This window comes from Pseudomonas sp. RU47 (assembly GCF_004011755.1).
Classification (GTDB): Bacteria; Pseudomonadota; Gammaproteobacteria; order Pseudomonadales; family Pseudomonadaceae; genus Aquipseudomonas.
On sequence record NZ_CP022411.1, the window covers coordinates 640,197 to 658,446 of the forward strand.

Here is an 18,250-nt window from a genome sequence, read left to right on the forward strand (position 1 = left end):
CTTCAACACCGGTCGTCGACATGCAAGCAGCCAAGCCGTTATTTGACTATCCAAAATATTGGGCCGAATGTTTCGGGCCAGCGCCATTCCTGCCGATGAGCAGGGAGGAGATGGATCAGCTTGGCTGGGATTCGTGCGACATCATCATTGTTACCGGTGATGCCTACGTCGATCACCCGTCGTTCGGCATGGCGATCATCGGCCGGCTGCTGGAGTCGCAAGGCTTCCGCGTCGGGATCATCGCGCAGCCGAACTGGCAGTCCAAAGACGACTTCATGAAGCTCGGCGAGCCGAACCTGTTCTTCGGCGTTGCAGCGGGCAACATGGACTCGATGATCAACCGCTACACCGCGGACAAGAAAATCCGTTCCGACGACGCCTACACGCCGGGCGGCATGGCCGGCAAGCGTCCGGATCGCGCGAGCCTGGTCTACAGCCAGCGCTGCAAGGAAGCGTACAAGCACGTGCCGATCGTCCTTGGCGGCATCGAAGCTTCCCTGCGCCGCATCGCCCACTACGATTACTGGCAGGATCGTGTGCGTAACTCGATCCTGATCGACGCCAGCGCCGACATCCTGCTGTATGGCAACGCCGAACGCGCGATTGTCGAAGTCGCCCAGCGTCTGTCCTACGGTCACAAGATCGAAGACATCACCGACGTGCGCGGCACCGCGTTCATTCGTCGCGATACGCCGAAAGACTGGTACGAAGTCGATTCCACGCGCATCGATCGTCCGGGCAAGGTCGACAAGATCATCAACCCGTACGTGAACACCCAGGACACCCAGGCCTGCGCCATCGAGCAGGAAAAGGGACCGGTCGAAGATCCGCAGGAAGCCAAGGTCGTACAGATCCTGGCCAGCCCGCGCATGACCCGCGACAAGACCGTGATTCGTCTGCCATCGGTTGAGAAAGTGCGTGGCGACGCCGTTCTGTATGCCCACGCCAACCGCGTGCTGCACCTGGAAACCAACCCGGGCAACGCCCGTGCGCTGGTGCAGAAGCATGGCGAAGTCGACGTCTGGTTCAACCCGCCGCCGATTCCGATGACCACTGAAGAAATGGACTACGTGTTCGGCATGCCTTACGCGCGCGTTCCGCACCCTGCGTATGGCAAGGAAAAGATCCCGGCCTACGACATGATCCGTTTCTCGGTGAACATCATGCGTGGCTGCTTCGGTGGCTGCACCTTCTGCTCGATCACCGAGCACGAAGGCCGGATCATCCAGAACCGTTCCGAAGAGTCGATCATTCGCGAAATCGAAGAGATCCGCGACAAGGTGCCGGGCTTCACCGGCGTCATTTCCGACCTCGGCGGCCCGACTGCGAACATGTACCGCATCGCCTGCAAAACACCGGAAATCGAATCGGCGTGCCGCAAGCCGTCCTGCGTGTTCCCGGGCATCTGCCCGAACCTGAATACCGACCACTCGTCGCTGATTCAGCTGTACCGCAGCGCCCGTGCGTTGCCGGGTGTGAAGAAGATTCTGATCGCCTCCGGCCTGCGTTACGACCTCGCGGTCGAATCGCCGGAGTACGTCAAAGAGCTGGTGACCCACCACGTCGGTGGTTACCTGAAGATCGCCCCGGAACATACCGAGGAAGGTCCGCTCAACCAGATGATGAAACCGGGCATTGGCAGCTATGACAAGTTCAAGCGCATGTTCGAGAAGTACACCAAGGAAGCGGGCAAGGAGCAGTACCTGATTCCGTACTTCATCGCCGCCCACCCGGGCACCACCGACGAAGACATGATGAACCTCGCGCTGTGGCTCAAGGGCAACGGCTTCCGCGCTGACCAGGTGCAGGCGTTCTATCCGTCGCCGATGGCCACCGCCACCGCGATGTACCACTCGGGCAAGAACCCGCTGCGCAAGGTCACTTACAAGAGCGACGGCGTGACCATCGTCAAGAGCGAAGAGCAGCGTCGTCTGCACAAGGCGTTCTTGCGTTATCACGACCCGAAAGGCTGGCCGATGCTGCGTGAAGCGCTGATCCGCATGGGCCGTGGCGACCTGATCGGTTCGGGCAAGGATCAGTTGATCCCGACGCACCAGCCGGCTACCGACAGCTACCAGAGCGCCCGTCGCAAGAACTCGACGCCGGCCGGCAGCCATAAAGTGGCGAAGGAAGGTAAAGAGAAGACCACCAAGATCCTCACTCAGCACACCGGCCTGCCGCCGCGTGCCAGTGATGGTGGTAATCCGTGGGACAAGCGTGAGCAGGCCAAGGCCGCGGCGTTTGCCCGCAACCAGCAGGCGGCCAAGGAACGCAAGGACGCCGCGAAAGGCAAAGGGCCGAAGCCGACACGCAAGCCGGTGGTACCGCGCTAAACATCGCTTGAGCTGAACAGAACGCCAACCTTCGGGTTGGCGTTTTGCATTGCAGGGGCTGGATATTGGGTTGTCCGCAAGATCCATCCCCCTCACCCCAACCCTCTCCCCCATGGGGGGCGAGGGGGAAGGGAGCAGATCTCCATGCTTCTCAAAATCCGAGTTCGACTCAGGACTTTCACGTCGGCGTATCTCCAACAGCCACCCCGGTCAGTCCCCTTTTCCCCAGCGGACGAGGGGGAAGGGAGCAGATCTCCATGCTTCTCAAAATCCGAGCTCGACTCAGGACTTTCACGTCGGCGTATCTCCAAGATCCAACGCGGTCTGTCCCCTCTTTCCCAGCGGATGAGGGGGAAGGGAGCAGATCTCCATGCTTCTCAAAATCCGAGTTCGACTCAGGACTTTCACGTCGGCGTATCTCCAACATCCAACGCGGTCAGTCCCCTCTCCCTCCGGGAGAGGGCTAGGGTGAGGGGCTCTTCGCAACATTTACGTGCAATGAGCCCAAACCATTTCCCCGCATCGCCCGATTTTGGTGCTGTACTGCCCTAAGCATTCCGGGAAAGCGCCCAAGCCTGTGCATGGCATAAGTCTTGCGCGCTTTCGAATACGCTTAGGCTCGCAGGAGGCACGCCGTGTCGATTCATGTCGCATTGCATCACGTCACGCATTACCGCTACGACCGCGCTGTCGAACTCGGCCCGCAGATCGTTCGCCTGCGCCCGGCCGCCCACAGCCGCACGCGGATTCTGTCGTATGCGCTGAAAGTCTCGCCCGAGCAGCATTTCATCAACTGGCAGCAGGATCCGCAGGGCAACTACCTCGCCCGACTGGTGTTCCCCGAGAAAACCAATGAATTGCGCATCGAGGTCGATCTGCTCGCCGAAATGGCGGTGTTCAATCCGTTCGACTTCTTCCTCGAACCCTACGCCGAGAAAATCCCCTTCGCCTACGCGGCCGATGAGCGCAAGGAGCTGGCGCCGTATCTCGAAACCCTGCCGCTGACGCCGAAATTCAAAGCCTATCTGGACGCCATCGACCGTACGCCATTACCAGCGGTGGATTTTCTCGTGGCGCTCAACCAGCGTCTGAGCGAAGACATCGGTTATCTGATCCGCATGGAGCCGGGCGTACAGACACCGGAACACACCCTCGAACATGCCTCCGGTTCCTGCCGGGATTCGGCATGGTTGCTGGTGCAATTGCTGCGCAACCTCGGCTTGGCCGCACGATTCGTCTCCGGCTACCTGATTCAACTGACCGCCGATGTGAAAAGCCTCGACGGCCCGTCCGGCACCGAAGTGGATTTCACCGACCTGCACGCCTGGTGCGAAGTGTATTTGCCGGGTGCCGGCTGGATCGGTCTGGATGCGACGTCAGGGCTGTTTGCCGGTGAAGGGCATATCCCGCTGGCCTGTAGTCCCGATCCATCTTCAGCGGCGCCGATCAGTGGCTTGGTCGAGCCTTGCGCGTGTGAGTTCAGCCACGAAATGTCGGTCGAGCGGATCTGGGAGGCGCCGCGCGTCACCAAGCCTTACACCGATGAGCAATGGCTGGCGATTCAGGCGCTCGGCCGGCAGATCGATGCCGACCTGCTGGCGGATGACGTACGCCTGACCATGGGCGGCGAGCCGACCTTCGTTTCCATCGATGATCCGGACGGCGCCGAGTGGAATACCGCCGCGTTGGGCGCGGATAAACGCCGGCTCTCCGCCGAACTGTTCCAGCGCATGCGCAAGCATTACGCGCCGAAAGGTCTGGTGCATTTTGGTCAGGGCAAGTGGTATCCCGGCGAGCAACTGCCGCGCTGGTCGCTCAATTGCTATTGGCGCCGCGACGGCGTGCCGATCTGGCACAACGACGCTTTGATCGCCGATGAGCAGCAGGATTACGGCGCCAATGGCGAATTGGCCGGGCGCTTTCTGGCCAGCGTCGCTGAACGCCTGAAGTTACCTACGCGTTTTGTGTTCCCGGCCTACGAAGACAATTTCTATTACCTCTGGCGCGAGGGCACGTTGCCGAGCAATGTCAGCGCCGAAGATTCGCGTCTGGAAGAGCCGCTTGAGCGCGCACGCCTGCGCAAGGTCTTCAGTCAGGGCCTGAACAAAGTCATTGGCCAGGTGTTGCCGCTGGCGCGCACCGCCAAGGGCGATCAATGGCAGAGCGGGCGCTGGTATTTGCGTGATGATCACTGCCGTTTGGTGCCGGGAGATTCGCCGCTGGGCTATCGCTTGCCGCTGGGTTCGCAGCCTTGGGTGAAAGCCGCCGAGTATCCGTTTATCCATCAACAGGATCCGAATCAGGATTTCCCCGAGCTGCCGGATGCCGCGCAGCTCAACCGTCACAGCGAACCCGCGACGGTTGATGAACGCGTGCCGAAAATCGACGAATCTGCCGATTGGCTGACCCGCACTGCGTTCTGCGCTGAGGCCCGCGAAGGGCGTTTGTACTTGTTCATGCCGCCGCTGGAGCGGGTCGAGGATTATCTGGAACTGGTGGCGGCCATTGAAGCCACCGCCGAAGAGCTGCATTGCCCGGTGTTGCTCGAAGGCTACGAGCCGCCGAGCGATCCACGTCTGAGCAATTTCCGCATCACCCCGGACCCGGGTGTGATCGAGGTCAATGTGCAGCCGTCGGCGACCTGGGACGAATTGGTCGAGCGCACCGAGTTTCTCTATGAAGAGGCGCGCCAGACCCGCCTGACCACCGAGAAATTCATGATCGATGGTCGCCACACCGGCACCGGTGGCGGTAACCACTTTGTTCTCGGCGGTGCGACGCCGGCGGATTCGCCGTTCCTGCGTCGCCCCGATCTGCTGCGCAGCCTGATCAGTTACTGGCACAACCATCCGTCGTTGTCGTATCTGTTTTCCGGATTGTTCATTGGCCCGACGTCGCAGGCGCCGCGTGTCGACGAGGCTCGCAATGACGCGCTGTACGAACTGGAAATCGCTTTCGCGCAGATGCCGGAACCGGGCGAGGAATGTGCGCCGTGGCTGGTCGATCGACTGCTGCGCAATTTGCTGATCGACGTCACCGGCAACACTCACCGTGCCGAGTTCTGCATCGACAAACTCTATTCGCCGGACGGCGCCACCGGACGTCTTGGCTTGCTGGAATTGCGCGCCTTTGAAATGCCCCCCCATGCGCGGATGAGTCTGGCCCAGCAGTTGCTGTTGCGGGCGTTGGTCGCACGGTTCTGGCGCGAACCTTATGCGCCGCCGAAACTGGCGCGCTGGGGCACCGAACTGCATGACCGTTTTCTGCTGCCGCACTTTATCGAGCAGGACTTCGCCGACGTCATCGTCGAACTGAACAACGCCGGTTATCCGCTGCGCGCGGAATGGTTTGCGGCGCATATGGAGTTTCGTTTTCCCAAGGTCGGCGATTATGCGGTCAACGGTATCGAACTGGAGTTGCGGCAGGCGCTGGAGCCGTGGCATGTCCTGGGCGAGGAGGGCGCGGCAGGCGGTACGGTGCGTTACGTCGATTCCTCGCTGGAGCGTTTGCAGGTCAAGCTCAAAGGCCTGCCGCCGCAGCGTTATCTGTTGACCTGTAACGGCATCGCAGTGCCGTTGCACCCTACCGGGCGCGTGGGCGAGTTCGTTGCCGGTGTGCGTTATCGCGCGTGGCAACCTTCCAACTGCCTGCAACCGACCATTCCCGTACACGCACCGCTGGTGTTCGACCTCCTCGACACCTGGATGGGCCGTTCGCTGGGCGGTTGTCAGTATCACGTCGCGCATCCCGGCGGGCGCAATTACGAGACGTTGCCGGTCAACGCCAACGAAGCGGAGAGCCGGCGTATGGCGCGGTTCTTCCGCGTCGGACATACGCCGGGGAAACTTCCTGTACCGAATGTAGAAGTCAGTGACGAGCTGCCGATGACAATCGATTTGCGACGTTTCTAAGGCCTACGCGACACGCGGATTTTTCGTATATCCGCGCGTCATGTGCCTGCGTTAGTCTGACCGTTCCTTGCTGTCTGCCGAGCTTTCCATGCCTGACCTGCTAGACCGCTACCCGCTTACGGCGGGCACTTATCACGAACTGCTCGACGGCAGTGGCGCGGTGCGCCCGCATTGGCAGCAGCTGTTCGATCAGTTGCAGCGCAGCACGCCGGCACAACTGGTTCAGCGGCAAGCCTTGTTGGCGCGGCAGATTCAGGAAAACGGCGTCACTTATAACGTCTATGCCGACCCGAAAGGCGCGGATCGGCCATGGGAGCTGGATCTGTTACCGCATGTGATTGCGGCGGATGAATGGCAGCAATTGTCGGCAGGCATCGCTCAGCGCGCGCGACTGCTCAACGCTGTGCTGGCGGATTTGTACGGGCCGCAGCGGTTGATCAGTGAAGGCTTGCTGCCCGCTGAACTGGTCTTCGGTCACAACAATTTTCTCTGGCCCTGCCAAGGCATCGTTCCCCCGGAAAACGCCTTCCTGCATCTTTTTGCGGTGGATCTGGCGCGCACTCCGGATGGGCGTTGGTGGGTGACTGCCGATCGCACACAAGCGCCATCGGGCGCCGGGTATGCCCTGGAAAACCGTACGATTGTGTCGCGTGCCTTTCCCGAGTTGTACCGGGATCTGAAGGTGCAGCATCTGGCCGGCTTCTTCCGCACATTGCAGGAAACCCTCGCGCGACAGGCGCCGTGCGACGATGACGCACCGCTGGTGGTGTTGCTCACGCCGGGTCGTTTCAACGAAAGCTATTTCGAACATCTGTATCTGGCTCGCCAGCTCGGTTACCCGTTGGTCGAGGGCGGTGACCTGACGGTGCGCGACGCCACGGTCTATCTGAAAACCCTCAGTGGCCTGCGTCGGGTACACGCGATCATGCGCCGTCTAGATGATGATTTCTGCGATCCGCTGGAACTGCGCACGGACTCTGCGCTGGGCGTGCCCGGGCTGCTCGAAGCGGTGCGTCAGGGCCGCGTACTGGTCGCCAACGCGCTGGGCAGTGGCGTGCTGGAGTCACCGGGACTGCTCGGGTTTCTGCCTAAGATCAATCAATACCTGTTCGGCGAAGAACTGCTTCTGCCGTCGATCGCGACGTGGTGGTGCGGCGAGGCGCCGGTATTGGCGCAAGCCCTGGAGAAACTTCCCGAGCTGCTGATCAAGCCGGCCTTCCCCTCACAAAGCTTCGCACCTGTGTTCGGCCGTGATCTGAGTGAAAAACAGCGTCAGGCGCTTGCCGAGCGCATGCAGGCGCGCCCTTATGCCTATGTTGCGCAAGAATTGGCGCAGCTGTCGCATGCGCCGATCTGGCAGGCGGAAAACGGTCAACTGCAACCACGAGCAATCGGCATGCGCATGTACGCGGTGGCCAGTGGTGATGGTTATCGCGTGCTGCCCGGTGGCCTGACCCGGGTGGCCGCCGATGCCGATGCCGAAGTGGTGTCGATGCAGCGCGGCGGCGCGAGCAAAGACACCTGGGTGTTGGGCGATCGTCCGCCCAGCGGCGAACAGTGGAAGACTCAACGCAACGTCGGCGTCCACGATCTGGTGCGGCGCGACCCGTATCTGCCCTCACGGGTGGTGGAAAACCTGTTCTGGTTCGGCCGTTACTGCGAACGCTGTGATGACAGTGCGCGACTGCTGCGGATCATGCTCGCGCGGTATGTCGATGGCGATGACCCGCAAGCGCTACAGGCGGCGGTCGATCTCGGCGAGCGACTGACGCTGTTACCGGACGAAGGCGAATTGCCGGAGCGCTTGCTTGCAGCACTGCTCGGCGAGGACTGGTCGTTCAGCCTGCGCTCCAATCTGCAACGCTTGCAGTGGGCGGCCTCGCAGGTGCGTGGCAAGCTTTCGCGCGAGAACTGGCAGGCGCTGGTGGAGCTGCAGCGCGAGGCGATGGAACTGGACACCGACGAACCCGACTTCGGCGAGCTGCTGGATTTTCTCAATCGGTTGGTGATGTCGCTGGCAGCGCTGTCCGGTTTTGCCTTGGACGACATGACGCGCGACGAAGGCTGGCGCTTTCTGATGATCGGCCGGCGTATCGAGCGACTGCAGTTTCTCAGCAGCAGCCTCGCGGCGTTTCTGCGTGGCGCCGGTGCTTTCGATCAGGCGGGCCTGGAGTGGTTGCTGGAGTTGGGCAACAGCAGCATCACCTATCGCTCACGTTATCTGGCCGTGGCGCAATTGATTCCGGTGCTCGACCTGTTGCTGCTTGATGAACAAAACCCGCACGCGGTGTTGTTTCAGTTGAAATTGGTGACTCGTACGTTGAAACGTTTGAACGATGATTTCGGTGTGCCACGGGAAACGGGGCTGCCGCAACTGGTCGAGCGTCTGGCACGGTTCGATCTAGGCTGTCTGGAGAATCCATTGTTCGGGGAGTCCAGCGTCCGCGCCGCGCTCACTGGCCTTGCCGATCTGCTGCAAGAGATTGCCGAGGCCAGTGGGCAAGTGTCGGATCGTCTGGCCCTGCGCCATTTCGCCCATGTCGATGACGTCAGCCAGCGCACGGTGTCCGTCTGATGAATGCTCGATACCAGATCTTCCATGACACCTGTTACCACTACGACAGCCCGGTGTCCCTGGCGCAGCAACTGGCGCACTTGTGGCCGCGAAAATGCGATTGGCAGCGCTGCACCGAACAACAATTGCTCATCAGCCCGGACCCGACAGCGCGGCGCGATGAGCTGGATGTATTCGGCAATCCATTGACCCGACTGGCCTTTGAGCGGCCGCATGACGAATTGCAGGTCAATGCACAACTCAGCGTTGAAGTGCTGGCGCGGCCAACGCTGGACTTCAATCATTCACCCGCCTGGGAGTTGACCCGCGATGCGCTGAGCTACAGCAGCCAGCCGTTGTCCGCTGAGTTGCTCGAAGCCTGTCGCTACCGGTTTCAGTCACCGTACGTGCATCTGAAACGCAGTTTCGTCGAATTCTCGCAAAGCTGTTTCCCGGCGGGCCGCCCGTTGCTGTTGGGTGTGCAGGACTTGATGCAGAAAATTTTCAGCGAATTCACTTTCGATGCCGAGGCGACTCAGGTGGCGACACCACTGGTGGAGGTGCTGGAGCGGCGACGCGGGGTTTGTCAGGACTTCGCACACTTGATGCTGGCGTGCGTGCGTTCGCGAGGGCTGGCGGCGCGATATATCAGTGGTTACCTGCTGACGCAGCCGCCACCGGGACAACCACGCTTGATCGGCGCCGATGCGTCGCATGCCTGGGTTTCAGTGTTTTGTCCGGTGCTGGGCTGGGTGGACTTTGATCCGACCAACAATGTGCAGCCGGCGCTGGAACACATCACGCTGGCGTGGGGGCGGGATTTTTCCGATGTGTCACCGTTGCGCGGGGTGATCCTCGGCGGCGGCAATCATGATCCGGAAGTGCGGGTCACCGTAATGCCGCTGGATTAACGATGATCAAACTGTAGGAGTGAGCCTGCTCGCGATAGCGGTGTGTCAGCGGCAAATATTTCAACTGACACACCGCTATCGCGAGCAGGCTCACTCCTACAAGGAAATTGGGGTGTTTCTGGGAAGGCTGTGAGGGCCGGCGGTGAAACCGCCAGCCCCGTCACAAATCCGCAGGGTCTGATTCGATGATCAAACCCGGTGGGGTTCAGGCGTCGGGCGCCTGATCTTTCGGTGCTTCAGTTGCATCAACATCATCTTCCGTTACCACTTCACCCTCAGGGTTCAGTGCTGCTTCTTCAGCGGTTTGCTTCTTGCGCTGAAGCTTTTCCTCTTTCTTCTGTTCCTTTGCCAGGTCTCGTTGACGTTTGGCGAAGGAGTAATTGGGTTTGGCCATGGGCGTTCCTCTTGGTCGAAGGTGAGGTTGAGCGGCGCGTATTCTGCCCTGTATCGGTGCCCGGCAGTTAGCCGGGTTTTTGGTCGACCCACTTGGGCGTGACGGTCGGCTTCCAGTTATCCAGGGCATCGAGCAGTGTTTGCGGCGATTCGCTCACTTGCAGCATGTCACGGTGTGGCGCACGAACGAAGCCTTCGCCGACGATATGGTCAAGAAATGCAGTGAGTTTGCTGTAGAAACCGTTCACTTCCAGCAGGCCCAACGGTTTGCCGTGGTAGCCGAGCTGGCCCCAGGTCCAGACTTCGAACAATTCTTCCAGCGTACCGAGGCCGCCGGGCAAGGCGATGAACGCATCGCTCAGTTCAGCCATACGCGCCTTGCGCGCGTGCATGCCGTCGACCACTTCCAGGCGTGTCAGGCTTTTGTGGCCGATTTCCTTGTCCATCAGGCTCTGCGGGATGATGCCGATCACTTCGCCGCCAGCGGCCAGCGCCGCGTCGGCGACAATGCCCATCAAACCCACAGCACCACCGCCGTAGACCAGGGTCAGTTTACGTTCTGCCAAAGCCCGGCCAAGGGCAATGGCGGCTTCGGTGTAAGCCGGATCAGTGCCAGTATTGGCACCACAAAATACACACACGGATTTCAGAGACATGCCTTCCTCCTGGGTCAATCCGTCACAGGGTAATGGCTGGCACGCCTTGATCCAAGGGCTAAACTTCGCGTTCAGGCGATTCAAAGGTGCCGCTGGCGCCACAGGCGTAGGCGGCGAGCAAACTGCACAACAGACCGTTAAAGAACATGACAGGCACTCCGTCTCAGTAGATGCGCCGATCATAGGGCGGGCCGGGGAATCTGGCCGTTAGATTGTCTCGATGAGTGTCATAGCCTGAAAGTTGTATACAATTTTTGACTCAAGTCATAGGAACTTGCGAAGATTTCAGGCAGTCTTTCCACCATTCGTGTTTTTGTTAACCCTGCCTTGGAGATTCACCATGTTTTCCAAAGTTGTTGCGGTATCCCTGCTGGCGCTGGCCAGCAGCCAATTGATGGCTGCCGAGTGCAAAACCACCGTTGACTCCACCGATCAGATGTCCTTCAACACCAAGGAAATCGTGATCGACAAGAGCTGCAAGACTTTCACCGTCGAACTGACCCACTCGGGCAACCTGCCGAAGAACGTCATGGGCCATAACCTGGTGATCAGCAAAGAAGCTGACATGCAGCCAATCGCTACCGCTGGCCTGGCCGCCGGTATCGACAAGAACTACCTGCCGGAAGGTGACGCGCGCATCGTCGCTCACACCAAGATCATCGGCGCCAAGGAAACCGATTCGGTGACCTTTGACGTATCGAAGCTGGATGCCGCTGAAAAATACGGCTTCTTCTGCTCGTTCCCGGGCCACATCTCGATGATGAAAGGCACTGTCACCCTCAAGTAAATCCGGGTTCCGGTATTGCAAGAAACGCCGCTGCGCGATGATCGCCAGCGGCGTTTTTGCGTCCGGCGCAAAGCTACCGTTCGTCCGAATCAGGCGCCTACCTGTTATTTCTGACAGTAGACCACTCCTTCAAACTCGGGCTTACATGAGTCTTCTTTCCAGACGATTGCAAAGAGGATTTCCACATGAATGCCAAGAGCAAAAATTCGACCTTAGCCGACCTGAAAATCACTAGAGTGTTTTCAGGTGGGCAGGACGTTGTCGACGGCGGCACGATTTTTTCCGCAAGAGCCAACTTCACCGTCACCGGGCCTGTCGACGCCCGTCTGCAGCTCCTTATCGATGATGTGCCGAAATACAACGGCCAGACAAACAACGCGGGCGACCTGTCTTTTTTGATAGATGATCTTCCGGATGGGCGGCACGAATATCGGCTGGCCCATGAGGAGGAGCGCACCGATCCATTTATCTTGAATGCGGTTGCGACCAAACCCTTCATCGAAACGTTGAAAGATTCCAATGGGAATGTTGAGAACGGCGGCTCGACCGAAGATACCGATCTCAGCATCAATGGCTTGTGGAAGGAAGGTCAGATATGGATCTTGAACGGTGCTGCCGCTGAACCGATTGCCATGTTTCGCGTGGGCACTGACCGCACTTGGGGCGGCGATCTCAAGCTTGCAACGGGAAAAATCCATACGCTGAAAGCCAGAGCGGATGATCGATCGGTGTCCGACCTCTATACCGTGACCGTCGGCGAGGTCTCCGAAGGCGAGGTGAAGATCACTTCGCTGAAGGATTCGGAGGAGGGCGAGATCGAAGACGGTGATACTACCGCAGACACCACACTGACGATCACCGGCTCGGCGAAGGACGGCGAGGTCAAATTGCTGGATGGAGATAGCCCGACTCCGATTAAAACGTTTACGGCAGCGGATGGCACTTGGGGTGGCGAAATCGAGCTCACGGCGGGTAAAACCTATGTGCTGAAAGCCGAGGACGTAGACGGCAAACAATCCGAGACCCACACCGTGATTGTCAGCGAGGCGTCCGAAGGCGAGGTGAAGATCACTTCGCTGAAGGATTCGGAGGGGGGCGAGATCGAAGACGGTGAGACTACCGCAGACACCACACTGGCGATCACCGGCTCGGCGAAGGACGGCGAGGTCAAATTGCTGGATGGAGATAACCCGACTCCGATTAAAACGTTTACGGCAGCGGATGGCACTTGGGGTGGCGATATCGAGCTCACGGCGGGTAAAACCTATGTGCTGAAAGCCGAGGACGTAGACGGCAAACAATCCGAGACCCACACCGTGATTGTCAGCGAAGTGCCCGAAGTCGATTTAAGGATTACTTCGCTGACGGATTCGGAAAGGGAAGTAGAAAACGGTGGGAATACCGACGACACCACTCTGACAATCGGCGGCACGGCAAAAGACGGCGAGATCGAGTTGCTTGAGGGTGCTAACACGACGCCGATTGAAACGTTTACTGCGGCGAATGGCATCTGGGGTGGCGAGTTCGTCCTCGCAGCTGACGCAACCTATGTGCTGAAAGCCAAGGATGCAACTACAGAGTCTGAGACCTACACCGTGACTGTCAACGCGGCGCCCCCTGAAACTCGCGTGAAGCACTGATTGCGAGTCTGCGGATACCGCGGCGAAGCTGACGCAGGCAGCGATCTTTCGATTGTCATCCTCGAAACCGGGATCGCTGTCTGCGGCAGTTTTTGCCGTTTTTTACCCGCTCAGGGTGCGAACGGCATCACGCGTTTGTGATGAGTCTTGTTGTAGGTCGCGACGATGATGTCGAACGCTTCCCGGCGCACTGGCTCACCGTGCAGGAAAGCGTCGATCTCGGCGTACGTCACACCATGGGACGCTTCGTCCGGTTTGCCCGGCGACAGGTCTTCCAGATCCGCCGTCGGGACTTTCTCGACCAACGACTCCGGCGCGCCAAAGCTGCGCGCAATTGCGCGTACCTGATTCTTTACCAGGCCGCTGAGCGGTGCCAGATCACAAGCGCCGTCGCCGAACTTGGTGAAGAAGCCCATCACCGCTTCCGCCGCATGATCAGTGCCGATCACCAGACCATGCGCCGCGCCGGCGATGGTGTATTGGGCGACCATACGCATGCGTGCCTTGGTATTGCCGAGTACAAAGTCCACCGACACCGCGTGCTTGCCTTCAAACGCCGCCACTTCACTGGCCAGCGATTTCACCGCTGGGCCGATGTTGACCGTGTGGCGTTCGTCCGGGGCGATGAAATCCACCGAGGCCTGGGCGTCGTGCTCGTCGAACTGGGTTTCGTACGGCAGGCGCACCGCGATGAATTTGTAGCTGTTGTCGCCGGTCTGGTCGCGCAGTTCACGCATCGCGCGCTGGGCCAAGAGGCCTGCGGTCAGCGAATCGACGCCGCCGCTGATGCCCAGCACCAGTGTCTTGAGCCCCGAATTGACCAGGCAATCCTGAATAAAGGTAATCCGCCGGGCGACTTCGGCCTGCAGGGCCTTGTAGTCGGCGAATGGCGGTTGCACCTTGAGCTGCTCAGCAATCTCACGCTGTACGGCTTGCATGAATTCACTCCTTGCTAGATAGACTGGAATCGGCAGGAACCTGGAAAACGTGTCGCAAATAGGCAACAAAATTGGGGTCTTTGCAGTGGGACTTGCCTGGCTCGTCGGAGATCTTCGCCACCGGTTGGCCGTTGCAGGCAGTCATTTTAAGCACGATGCTCATCGGTTCGACACCCGGAATGTCACAGGTGAGGTTGGTGCCGATGCCGAAGCTGACGTTGATCCGACCGTGCAGCGCGCGGAAGATCTCCAGCGACTTGGGCAGGGTCAGGCTGTCGGAGAACACCAGGGTCTTGCTCATCGGGTCGATGCCGAGCCTGTGATAGTGGGCGATGCATTTTTCGCCCCACACCACAGGATCGCCGGAGTCGTGGCGCAGGCCGTCGAACAGCTTGGCGAAGAACAGGTCGAAATCGCCGAGGAAGGCATCGGTGGTGATGCAATCAGTCAGGGCGATCCCCAGCAAGCCGCGGTATTCGCGAACCCAGCAATCGAGCGCGGCGATCTGGCTGTCGATCAGCCGTGGACCGAGTTGTTGATGGGCCATGATCCATTCATGGGCCATGGTGCCCAGCGGTTTCATGTCCAGTTCACGGGACAGGTGCACGTTGCTGGTGCCGACAAAGCGTCCGGGGAAGTCGTGTTTGAGGACATTCACCACTTCAGCCTGCACACCGTACGAGAACCGCCGACGGGTGCCGAAATCGGCGACTTGCAGTTGCGACAACTCATCGGCCGAGGCGTTGGCGGTCAGCCAGTCGAATTTGCGATAAAGCTGCTCGCGCGCCTGTTCCAGCACGGTTTCACGATAGCGATAGCGGTTGCGTACTTCGCTGACGATCGCCAGCAACGGCACTTCGTAGAGGATTACGTGCAGCCATGGTCCACGCAGGCGGATGAACAACTCGCCGTTTTCGATACCGGTGTGCACATAGCGCAGGTTGAAGCGGAACAGCCCGAGGAAACGCAGGAAGTCCGGTTTGAGGAAGCTGATCCGCTCGAGAAAACTCAGTTGATCGGCGCTCAGGCTCAGCTCGGCCAGACGCTCGATCTGAAAACGGATCTCGGCCAGATACGGGCGCAGATCCTCGCTGTTGCGGCAACGGAACTCCCATTCGACTTCGACGTTGGGGTAGTTGTGCAGCACCGCCTGCATCATCGTCAGTTTGTAGAAGTCGGTGTCGAGCAGGTTCTGCACGATGCGATCGGCAAACACGCTCTCGCTCATAACGGGGTCTCCAGGTGCGCCGCGCCTGTGCGCGGTCTCATTCAATGGCGCTAGTGGCGCATATCAGGGACGAAGATTGCCAGCAGTTTTTTAAATCACCGCAGAACCCTTGTGGGAGCGAGCCTGCTCGCGAAGGCGTCATTTCAGTCAACATTGATACTGAATGTGCCGGCCTCTTCGCGAGCAGGCTCGCTCCCACATTTTTCAATCGAGTCAAATTTCCGGGCTGTCGATCTGTTCGAGCATCCACTTCACAAAATCACGCACCTTCGGCACTTCCGCCGCATGCTCCGGGTACGCCAGGTAATAGGCATCAGTGCTGGGCATGGCATGCTCAAAGGGAATGACCAGTTTGCCGTCGGCCAATTCCTCTTCCACCAGAAATCGCGGCAACAACGCCACGCCACAGCCGACCTGCGCAGCACGTATGCACATATAAAAGGTTTCGAAGCGCGGCCCGTGGTAGCTGTGCTCGGTCTGGTAACCCTGGCTGTCGAACCAGTCGTGCCACGCCTGCGGGCGCGAGGCATTTTGCAGCAGCACCAGATCGGTCAATTGCGTCGGATCAGTAAACGGTGTGTCCGGCAGGCTGCCCGGCGCGCACACCGGCACCAGTTCTTCGCCGAACAGTTTCAGGCATTCAGTCCCTGGCCGTGAACCCTGACCGAAGTAGAACGCCAGATCACTGCGCCCTTGCAGCAGATCATCGGCTTCCTGCTCGTTGCACAAATCCAGATGGATCGAAGGATGGCGTAGCCGCCAGCCTTTCAAACGCGGCACCAGCCAGCGCGCGCCGAAGGTCGAGGGCGTCGATACGCGTAAGACTTCGGTCTCGCCGCCGTAGGAGCGCAGGTAATGGGTCGACATTTCCACTTGGGTGAGAATTTTTCGTACTTCAACCAAGTACAAATCCCCGGCCGGGGTCATCTGCAAACGCCGGCGTACGCGACGGAACAACAAATGCTGCAACAGCTCTTCAAGCTGCGCGACCTGTTTGCTCACCGCGCTCTGGGTCAGGTTCAGTTCCTCGGCGGCGCGGGTGAAGCTCAAGTGCCGGGTCACGGCCTCGAAGCACTGCAACGCGGTGATCGAGGGCAAGTGGCGTTTGTTCAGCATGGCCGATCCTTTTCTTGTCTTTCTAGCGCTGCATGAATAAACGGAATGATATCTCGCGTAAAGGTCGTTTGTTGCCTTGCCATTGTGACGCTACAACTAAAGGCCTGCCCGGTCGCGAAACAGTGGCCGCACACATTCAGTTTTTTGCTTGAGGAGTGACCCATGGTTGCCGCATTGCTTGATCGTCTTGGTGTGAACCCGGCCCTTTATCAGAACGGCAAAGTGCCGGTGCATTCGCCGATCGACGGCAGCCGCATTGCCGCCGTCAATTGGGAAGGCCCGGCCGAAGTCGAGCAGCACATCAGTCGCGCAGATCATGCGTTCGAGCAGTGGCGCAAGGTGCCGGCTCCGCGTCGTGGCGAGCTGGTGCGTCAATTCGGTGAAGTACTGCGCGAATACAAGGCTGATCTCGGCGAACTGGTTTCCTGGGAGGCTGGCAAGATCACCCAGGAAGGTCTCGGTGAAGTGCAGGAGATGATCGACATCTGCGATTTCGCCGTCGGCCTGTCCCGCCAGTTGTACGGTTTGACCATCGCCTCCGAGCGTCCGGGCCATCACATGCGTGAAACCTGGCATCCGCTGGGCGTGGTCGGGGTGATCAGCGCGTTCAACTTCCCGGTCGCGGTGTGGGCGTGGAACACCACGCTGGCGCTGGTCTGCGGCAACCCGGTGGTGTGGAAACCGTCGGAGAAAACCCCGCTGACCGCACTGGCCTGCCAGGCGCTGTTTGATCGTGTAGTGAAGAACTTCACCGACGCCCCAGCGAATCTTTGCCAGGTGATTATTGGTGGTCGCGACGCTGGCGAAGCCTTGGTCGATGACCCGCGTGTTGCGCTGATCAGCGCCACCGGCAGCACACGCATGGGTCGCGAAGTGGCGCCGAAAGTCGCCGCCCGTTTCGCTCGCAGCATTCTGGAACTGGGCGGTAACAACGCGATGATCCTCGGCCCGAGCGCCGACCTCGACATGGCGGTACGCGCGATTCTGTTCAGCGCCGTCGGCACTGCCGGGCAGCGCTGCACCACCTTGCGCCGACTGATCGCGCATGAGTCGGTGAAAGAAGAAATCGTCACGCGTCTCAAGGCTGCCTACTCGAAAGTGCGCATCGGTAACCCGCTGGAAGGCAATCTGGTCGGCCCGTTGATCGACAAACACAGCTTCGAAAACATGCAGGACGCACTGGAGCAGGCGTTGAGCGAGGGTGGTCGGGTGTTTGGCGGCAAGCGTCAGCTCGAAGACCAATTCCCCAATGCCTATTACGTTTCGCCGGCCATCGTTGAAATGCCGGAGCAGAGCGACGTGGTCTGCAGCGAAACCTTCGCGCCGATTCTGTACGTGGTCGGTTACAGCGATTTCCAGGAAGCGCTGCGCCTGAATAACGCGGTGCCACAAGGCCTGTCGTCGTGCATCTTCACCACTGATGTACGCGAGGCCGAGCAGTTCATGTCGGCGATCGGCAGCGACTGCGGCATCGCCAACGTCAACATCGGCCCGAGCGGTGCCGAAATTGGCGGCGCGTTTGGTGGCGAGAAAGAAACCGGTGGTGGTCGTGAGTCGGGCTCCGATGCGTGGCGCGCGTACATGCGCCGACAGACCAACACCGTGAACTACTCGCTGGAGCTGCCGCTGGCGCAGGGCATTACCTTCGACTGACAAGTGGATATCCCCCTTGTGGGAGCGAGCCTGCTCGCGAATACCGTGGGTCAGTCGACTTAGATGTTGGCTGATATACCGCTTTCGTCGGAACGCCGCCCGGAGCAGGCTCGCTCCCACAGGGTATGCA

The 18,250-nt window shown here is 59.7% G+C and carries 12 protein-coding genes; 7 read left to right on the forward strand and 5 right to left on the reverse strand.

The genetic code is table 11. The features are described 5' to 3' along the window. Positions 1-20 precede the first annotated feature (20 nt). The 4 genes from CCX46_RS02795 (at position 21) to CCX46_RS02810 (ending at position 9,709) form a co-directional block, all read left to right on the forward strand. The gene (locus CCX46_RS02795; protein WP_007915855.1) at positions 21-2,333 is read left to right on the forward strand and encodes a YgiQ family radical SAM protein; all 2,313 of its coding nucleotides are present in this window, start codon (positions 21-23) and stop codon (positions 2,331-2,333) included. A 635-nt stretch (positions 2,334-2,968) separates the two neighbouring features. Further along, complete coding sequence (locus tag CCX46_RS02800; RefSeq protein WP_127925621.1) at positions 2,969-6,244, forward strand: transglutaminase family protein; 3,276 nt, start codon at positions 2,969-2,971, stop codon at positions 6,242-6,244. Between the two features lie 88 nt (positions 6,245-6,332). Further along, a complete protein-coding gene (locus tag CCX46_RS02805) occupies positions 6,333-8,819 on the forward strand; it encodes a circularly permuted type 2 ATP-grasp protein (RefSeq protein WP_127925622.1) in 2,487 nt (828 codons plus the stop codon). Next, positions 8,819-9,709: a transglutaminase family protein gene (locus CCX46_RS02810; protein ID WP_127925623.1), complete on the forward strand. Its 891-nt coding sequence runs from the start codon at positions 8,819-8,821 to the stop codon at positions 9,707-9,709. The genes CCX46_RS02805 and CCX46_RS02810 overlap by 1 nt, the downstream gene beginning before the upstream one ends. A 205-nt stretch (positions 9,710-9,914) precedes the next feature. On the opposite strand, the gene CCX46_RS02820 is transcribed toward CCX46_RS02810, so the two are convergent. Then, positions 9,915-10,103, reverse strand: coding sequence for a hypothetical protein (locus CCX46_RS02820; RefSeq protein WP_127925624.1), 189 nt, complete (start codon positions 10,101-10,103; stop codon positions 9,915-9,917). Between the two features lie 67 nt (positions 10,104-10,170). Further along, positions 10,171-10,758 (reverse strand): LOG family protein, encoded by a 588-nt coding sequence (locus CCX46_RS02825; protein ID WP_127925625.1) that lies wholly within the window; start codon positions 10,756-10,758, stop codon positions 10,171-10,173. Positions 10,759-11,098: 340 nt separating this feature from the next. Between CCX46_RS02825 and azu the strand changes: the two genes are divergently transcribed. Then, positions 11,099-11,545 carry an azurin gene (gene azu / locus CCX46_RS02830; protein ID WP_127925626.1) on the forward strand — a complete coding sequence of 149 codons (447 nt, stop codon included), beginning with the start codon at positions 11,099-11,101 and terminating at the stop codon, positions 11,543-11,545. A gap of 185 nt (positions 11,546-11,730) precedes the next feature. Continuing rightward, positions 11,731-13,185, forward strand: coding sequence for a hypothetical protein (locus tag CCX46_RS02835; protein WP_127925627.1), 1,455 nt, complete (start codon positions 11,731-11,733; stop codon positions 13,183-13,185). A 110-nt stretch (positions 13,186-13,295) separates the two neighbouring features. Here the strand turns inward: CCX46_RS02835 and nadE are convergent, their stop codons facing one another. The 3 genes from nadE to CCX46_RS02850 form a co-directional block, all read right to left on the reverse strand. Then, positions 13,296-14,123 (reverse strand): ammonia-dependent NAD(+) synthetase, encoded by an 828-nt coding sequence (gene nadE, locus CCX46_RS02840; protein ID WP_127925628.1) that lies wholly within the window; start codon positions 14,121-14,123, stop codon positions 13,296-13,298. A gap of 4 nt (positions 14,124-14,127) precedes the next feature. Beyond that, positions 14,128-15,351: a nicotinate phosphoribosyltransferase gene (pncB, locus tag CCX46_RS02845; protein ID WP_123593058.1), complete on the reverse strand. Its 1,224-nt coding sequence runs from the start codon at positions 15,349-15,351 to the stop codon at positions 14,128-14,130. A 213-nt stretch (positions 15,352-15,564) separates the two neighbouring features. Beyond that, a complete protein-coding gene (locus CCX46_RS02850; protein ID WP_127925629.1) occupies positions 15,565-16,467 on the reverse strand; it encodes a LysR family transcriptional regulator in 903 nt (300 codons plus the stop codon). A gap of 162 nt (positions 16,468-16,629) precedes the next feature. On the opposite strand from CCX46_RS02850, the gene amaB reads away from it, so the two are divergent. Further along, entirely contained in the window at positions 16,630-18,120 is a 1,491-nt protein-coding gene (gene amaB, locus CCX46_RS02855) for an L-piperidine-6-carboxylate dehydrogenase (RefSeq protein ID WP_127925630.1), read from the forward strand. Positions 18,121-18,250: the final 130 nt, after the last annotated feature.